Annotated in this window: 6 protein-coding genes; all 6 read left to right on the plus strand. The window is 56.9% G+C overall.

Annotated features, from left to right (window positions below):
• Nucleotides 1–556 (plus strand): hypothetical protein (locus ACIREA_RS23965; protein WP_397384864.1); only part of this gene is annotated, 556 nt, incomplete at its 5' end.
• Entirely contained in the window at nucleotides 553–3,345 is a 2,793-nt protein-coding gene (locus tag ACIREA_RS23970; RefSeq protein ID WP_397384865.1) for a hypothetical protein, read from the plus strand. The genes ACIREA_RS23965 and ACIREA_RS23970, both read left to right, overlap by 4 nt.
• A gap of 181 nt (nucleotides 3,346–3,526) precedes the next feature.
• Nucleotides 3,527–3,769 carry a hypothetical protein gene (locus ACIREA_RS23975; RefSeq protein ID WP_397384866.1) on the plus strand — a complete coding sequence of 81 codons (243 nt, stop codon included), beginning with the start codon at nucleotides 3,527–3,529 and terminating at the stop codon, nucleotides 3,767–3,769.
• 28 nt (nucleotides 3,770–3,797) lie between these two features.
• Nucleotides 3,798–4,268, plus strand: a complete 471-nt coding sequence (locus ACIREA_RS23980) for a hypothetical protein (protein ID WP_397384867.1) — start codon at nucleotides 3,798–3,800, stop codon at nucleotides 4,266–4,268.
• A gap of 2 nt (nucleotides 4,269–4,270) precedes the next feature.
• Nucleotides 4,271–4,969: a hypothetical protein gene (locus ACIREA_RS23985; protein ID WP_397384868.1), complete on the plus strand. Its 699-nt coding sequence runs from the start codon at nucleotides 4,271–4,273 to the stop codon at nucleotides 4,967–4,969.
• A gap of 4 nt (nucleotides 4,970–4,973) precedes the next feature.
• On the plus strand, nucleotides 4,974–6,351 hold a 1,378-nt coding region (locus tag ACIREA_RS23990), incomplete at its 3' end, for a hypothetical protein (RefSeq protein ID WP_397384869.1).

Genomic DNA, 6,351 nt, shown 5'->3' on the forward strand with positions numbered 1-6,351 from the left:
GCTGACAGATGCGACAAAACCGGCGAGGAGCTGCAACATGCTTTACCCGCTGGCCCGCGATTCATGCTTGCGGTCGCACCGATGGAACTTTGCGCAAAGGCGGGCGACACTGTCGCGGCTCTCTACTGATCCTCTCTTTGGCTGGGCCGCAGCCTATGCGCTGCCGATTGACTGCCTACGGGTGCTCTCGCTCAATGGCGAGACTGAAGAGGAGAGCATGGAGTTCGATGTCGAAGGCAAGAACCTCCTCACCGATGAGACCCTCGCCAACGTCATGTACACAGCCAAGGTGGAGGATACCGAGCAGTTCGACCCTCTCTTTGTTGACGCTCTATCTGTGCTGCTGGCGTCCAAGCTGGCCGTGTCGTTGACTGGTTCGCAATCGCGTACCGATTCGTTGATGACCGAGTATGCACGACTGACACGGCCCCTGGCAGTGAAGGTGGATGCTCAAGAGTCGAAGCCACGAAAGAACTACATGCCGGGCATCGCTGCTGCCTCGCATTTCATCGCGGCTCGCTTTAGCGGTATTTCCATTCCTCAGACTGAGCCATGAATGTGCTGCTGAACAATTTCAACGGAGGCGAGTTCAGCCCGCTGCTCTTTGGCCGAACTGACATTGCCAAATATAAGTCGGGCTGCGGGGTGATGGAGAATTTCATCCCTCGCGTGTTCGGCGGTGCTCATTCCCGCCCTGGGATGGTCTTCCACGGAAAGGCCAAGTCTCAAGCGACGAATGATCAAACGCGGCTGATCGAATTCGAGTTCAGCGAGACCACGCGGATGATTCTGGAACTGGGCAACTTCTATGTGAGGTTCTGGAAAGACAGCGACCCAGTCATGCATAGCGGCGACGCTCCCGTGTGGGCCCTCACTGTCGGATGGGTAACGGCCACAAACTATGTCGTGGGCAACGTGCGTGCTCACAACGGCATCAAATACACCTGCACGGATAATCATACGTCCGATGCAGCGACAGAGCCCGGCGTCGGAGTGGACTGGGAAACGAAGTGGACTGCAGGTGCATCCTTCGACTATCAGCGCGGTGATTTTGTTCTGCGCTCCGGCCTGCTGTTTTACTGCATTCTGACTCACATCGCTCTGTCCGCGACTGAGCCGCAGGCGGGCGGATCATGGCAGATGTATTGGGTGCGTCAGGACATCTACGAGCGGCCCACACCATTCTCAACCGCGCAACTCTTCGACGTTCAATACGAACCGCTCAACGACTGGGTTTACCTCACACATCCCGAAGTCTATCCGCAGAAACTGACGCGGCAGGCTGACAACCTGTGGACGATTGCGCCGGTTGATTACACCTACCCGCCGCTCGGGGATGAGAACGTGACAGATACGACGCTGGCAGTGTCCAACATCAGCGGCACGGGCCGCACTCTCACCGCGTCGGCAGCAGTGTTCCAGGCTGGTCATGTGGGCTCGCATTGGGGACTCGCCCATCGCAGGTCGTCTTCTTCCATCGAGCTTCCACTACGGCGCACTGGGGCCAATTTCACCGGCTCATGGAATGCCAATACACATGACTACACCGTGGGGCAAGAGGTGCATTGGAAGGGTGCCTACTACACCTGTTCAACTGCCCACACTTCAGCGAGCACCACGGAGCCGGGGGTGGGAGCGACGTGGGCAACGGTGTGGACGGTCATTGCTGGCCCGTTTGAATACACGTCCGCCACGCTCCGCATGGTGGGGGAGTGGGACGCGTTCAGCTATGAAAACTGGTCGGGGTCTCTCTTCATTGAGCGTTCCGCCGACGATGGCACAACATGGGAAACGATTCGCTCGTTCAGCGGGGACAATGACCGCAACGTCAACCCCACCGGGCAGCAGGACACCGAGGCTCTTTTCCGTCTCCGCTTCATCGATACCGTTATTGACGACACAACCACTCCCGACGGGCGAGCCGTGCTTGAGGCAGTCGATTCCAAGGTTGCCGGCATGGTCAGGATTACAGCGGTCAACTCACCCACCGAGGCGATTTGTGACGTGGTGATTTCACCGGCGCTCACAGATGCGACGGTCTACTGGCGCGAGGGCTCATGGTCCGACTATCGAGGATACCCGCGCACGGTGAGTTTCTTCGAACAGCGCATCATCTATGGAGGATCCGCCAGCTATCCGCGTCGGGTCTGGTTTTCCACGATTGGAGATGTGGACAACTTCCGATGGGGAACAAAGGACGATAACGCATTCAACTACCTGCTGAGCGGGAAGTCGAACGCGGTGCAGTGGATGGCAGCTCCAACTGGCACCTCTTCAGGGATTGCCATCGGCACCCTCGGCGATGAGCTTATGATGCAAGCGGCCAGCGCTCAAGAGACGCTGACACCCACAAGCCCCAGTGTCTCGAAACAGTCCAGTCGCGGCTCTGCCTATCTTCCGGCCATATCAGCTGATGACGTCATTCTGTTTGTGCAGGCCGACCGGCGCACGGTCCGCGAGTTTGTTTTTGATTTCAGTAAGGGCGGCTTCGTGAGCCAGCCTATGACCCTGCTCGCTGAGCACGTCACAAAGTCGGGCATCGTGCAGATGGCGTTCCAGCAGAAACCAGACGCCATAATCTGGTGTGTGACTACTGACGGCCGGCTGATCGCGATGACTTACGAGAGGCAGCAGGAGGTGGTGGCCTGGCACCGGCACCCGACAGACGGCTTCGTTGAAAGTGTCGCGGTGATCTCAGGAATCCCACCCGGAGCCGATGAAGTGTGGCTGTCGGTGCGCCGCACGGTGGATGGTGCTCCCGTGAGATACCTAGAGCGCTTCGATCCTGAGCACTGGAACAAGGTGGAAGAAGAGAACAAGCCTTACTTCATCTGCTCCGACTCGGCGAAAGCTCAGGACTTTGGCGAGGATGTCACCATCGTTGACGGTCTTGACCATCTGGAGGGCCGCGAGGTCGTCGTGCTGGTGGATGGCGCTGTTCACCCTAACCGCACAGTGACGGACGGCCAGATCGAGCTACAAACCGCAGGACAGATCGTTGTCGTAGGACTGCCGTTCGTCGCATTGATTCAGCCCAATGAGATCGAATTGGACCTGCCAGATGGCTCCAGTTTCAGCCGCAAGCGCCGTGCAAATCGTGTGGCGTTGCAGTTTTGGAAATCCCTCGGCTGCGAGGTAAGACAAAACGCCCTTCAATGGGAACGCCTTGAATTTAGAGACACCGAGATGCCAATGGATGACAGCCCGCCGGTCTTCACGGGGCAGAAAGAAATCCACGTTGAGGGCTCACATCAGACCAACATGCAAATCCAGATTCGGCAGAGCCAGCCTTTGCCGTTGAACCTGTTGGCTGTGTGCGTAAAAATGGACTTCTATGGGGATTGAAGCACGCACAGTTCGCACGGTCGAAAGGGATGGTCGGGCATGGCTGGAAGACGATGAAGAGGCTTTGTTCGCTGGCTGGCGTGCTGGCCATGGAGCAGCAGCGGTGCCACCGGGTATCTTGCCGCGCATGGGGGTGGTTGCTGTATTTAATGGTCAAGATTCCGCAGCGGGATGGCTCTACATGGACAACTCGGTAGGCGTGGGCTTTGTGGAATGGCTGGTGACGAGGCCTGGGCTGTCTCTGGCTGAGGCGAAAAGCTGCATTGCCGCCATCTTCGACGCTCTCGCCATGGTGGCCAAGGATCTCGGCTACGGCGTGCTGATCGGTCATTGCCACCCTTCCCTGCACCGCATCGCCACAAGGGAACTTGGCTGGCAGGACACCGGCGGGCAGTCGCGGTCTTTGATCCTGGCACTTGCCTAGGAACTAGAACCCGGATAGAATCGCGAGCATGAAAATACTCGCGACGATTGAGCGCGTGCCTGTCACGCTGAATGACGACGGATCTGTGAGCTACACCACGAACTGGTTTCGCGTGGATGGCGATGGCTCGCCGACTAACAGTTACAATGATCCGTGCTGGCAGGCGGAGACATCGCTCATCGGTCCGGACGGAAAGCCAGTGGATGCGGAGTCTGTGCCCTACATCGTCGCGAATCCAATCATCGCACGGGCTGTGCCTGGCATCGTTCTCGGTTGTGAGGGCGAATGCATTTATCACGGGCGGAAGGTGCGTGCGGTGCTGGCTGACATTGGTCCCAAGAGGAAGCTTGGGGAGGGCTCTATCGAACTAGCCCGCATGTTAGGAATGAACCCTTCTCCGATCAGTGGCGGCGCTGACGGCGTGCCTGTCACATGGCGCTGGTTCCCAGGCCGAGCAGCCGAGATCAACGGTGTGAAGTACAAACTTAAACCCCTGTAATCATGCAATACTTCGGAGCTGCCCTTTCTTTCATCAGTTCGGGCCTGCAATATTTCAACTCGATGGATCAGGCCAAGCAGGCCCAGAACATCGCGAACCTGAACTTGCAGGCCAGCATGCAGGCCAGCCAGAACCAATATGATCTGGCTCAGCTGCAATTCACAACGAATCAACGGCTCGCTGCAGCACAAGCTGCGCAGGGGCAGGCGAACGCCGCATCTCTGGCCGCTCAAGCAGACGCGACCGACAAGAATGCACGAGCAGACGCTCAGCGCACACGTCTTGATTATGAGCGCATGAAGGCCATTCAGCGGGGGCGCATGGCGAAGGGCGGCGTGCTTGAAGCTGGCACACCTCTCGACACCATGGCCGAGACTGCGGGACAGATGGCGCTGGCCATTGCGAACCAGAACTACGAGTCGAGCATCGCCTCTTCAAAGCAGAGGTATGAGGCCGAAGGTGAGAAGGTGAATGCCAGTCTGACACAGCTTGGCGGAGCCATTCAAGGCTTCAGAGATCAGGCAAGCATGGCCGATGCACAGAACAGAATGGTGACTGCTCGCATCGAAAATCTCGTGGCTACAAACCGCGCAAAACAGATGAAGCAAGAGGCATTCGCAACCCTGATTGGCGCGGCTGGATCTTCGATGTCGAGTTATGGCTCTTCGAGCGGATCAGGTTCTTACGGTTCAGTCAAATAATAATATGCCAACCATACCCCTCTTCGATCAAGGACAGACCGTTAAGACTCCGCAGGTGCAGGCTCCTCCGCAAGGGCGCAGGCTCCAAGTCGTGATGGATCTCAATGGCGCGGCGAAAGGGTTCGCGACGCCACTCATTCCCGAAGCGCTCGCCGACCGCAGCGGTGGCATTGCCATAGGCGCGGCTGGACATCAGATCGGCAATGCGATGATGCAACTCGGGAGGAAGAAAGCCGAAGCGCAGAACATTACCCATGTCGGCGAAGCTGACATGGAGATGCAGAAAGAGATGGCTGATTTTGAGAACTGGAAGCTCAAGAATCCTGACGAAAACACTTGGCAGCCTGAATGGAATCAGCGGATGACATCTCTGCCGGAAAGGCTTTTCTCTGACTCGCAAAGCAGTGATGCTCGAAGGGTCATTGATCAACGGTTTAAATTGTTCCAAGGACAATCTTCGATCCGCCTCTCAACGGATGCGGCAAAGCAGGCCTTCAATAAAGCTGGGGAAACCCTCACAGCGAATGCAGTTCGAGCTTTTGATGGTGGTGATTTAGCCGGCGGACGGTCCTACATCGAACAGGGAGTCAGGAGCGGGTTTATTGCTGGCGATACTGCGGCCCGCATGGTCATCTCTGCTGAGCATCAGGACAAAGCTCGCCGCTTGGATGACCTACAAGCCAGCGTTTCCGCTGCGCTCGACAACCGTCAAACAGACGCCGCTAAGAAGCTCGTGCATGATTCTGGCGATTTGCTGACAGGTCCACAGAAAGAAGCAAAGCTGGCAGAGATCGGAGCGCGGCACGAATCCAACATTCAAGCTGATGAAGTGCAAGCTTTGAGCCTGACAAAACCAGCTGAGGCTGTGCGCAAATTGGAGGCCGGAGAATGGGACAAAATCAGATCTCCCGGTGACAGGCAAATGCTTATCGCGAAAGCGAAGGACATTCAGGCTGGTTACGCGTCGGAGGCCTTCCGCGACATCAAAACGCGCATTGATCTTGATCAGGTAAAGCCGGAAGAAACGTTCGAAGGTCCTGGCATGGATGACTTGACGCCTTTGCAACGCGACATCCTCAAGGCCTACAACGCGAATAAAACGAAGCTTGGGGCCATGAATAATACGGCACGGTTTCAGCAGGTCGACACCGCGATTGAGGCTTACAAGCCAGAGCCTGGAGACTCTTTGCAACGAGCCAACTTTGAAGCTCTGCTGGAGGCGAATTTCAGCGGTCCACACCTCGATGTACTCAAGAAGAAATGGAGCGACAAGCTCAAGGCGCAGCCTGAAATTGTGGATACTGCCGAGGCGTTTCAAGCTCTCGATAAGTGGGCCTTCAATGATCAGCGTCTCGGGAAGTTTAAAGATGCCATGACGGAAA

Origin of the sequence: Prosthecobacter sp., assembly GCF_044373815.1 — a bacterium.
GTDB lineage: Bacteria > Verrucomicrobiota > Verrucomicrobiia > Verrucomicrobiales > Verrucomicrobiaceae > Prosthecobacter.

Excerpts from the sequence above, each read along its gene's own strand:
- ACIREA_RS23975 (WP_397384866.1), top strand. The coding sequence starts at position 3,527 with ATGGACAACTCGGTAGGCGTGGGCTTTGTGGAATGGCTGGTGACGAGG.
- ACIREA_RS23985 (WP_397384868.1), top strand. The coding sequence starts at position 4,271 with ATGCAATACTTCGGAGCTGCCCTTTCTTTCATCAGTTCGGGCCTGCAA.
- ACIREA_RS23980 (WP_397384867.1), top strand. The coding sequence starts at position 3,798 with ATGAAAATACTCGCGACGATTGAGCGCGTGCCTGTCACGCTGAATGAC.
- ACIREA_RS23970 (WP_397384865.1), top strand. The coding sequence starts at position 553 with ATGAATGTGCTGCTGAACAATTTCAACGGAGGCGAGTTCAGCCCGCTG.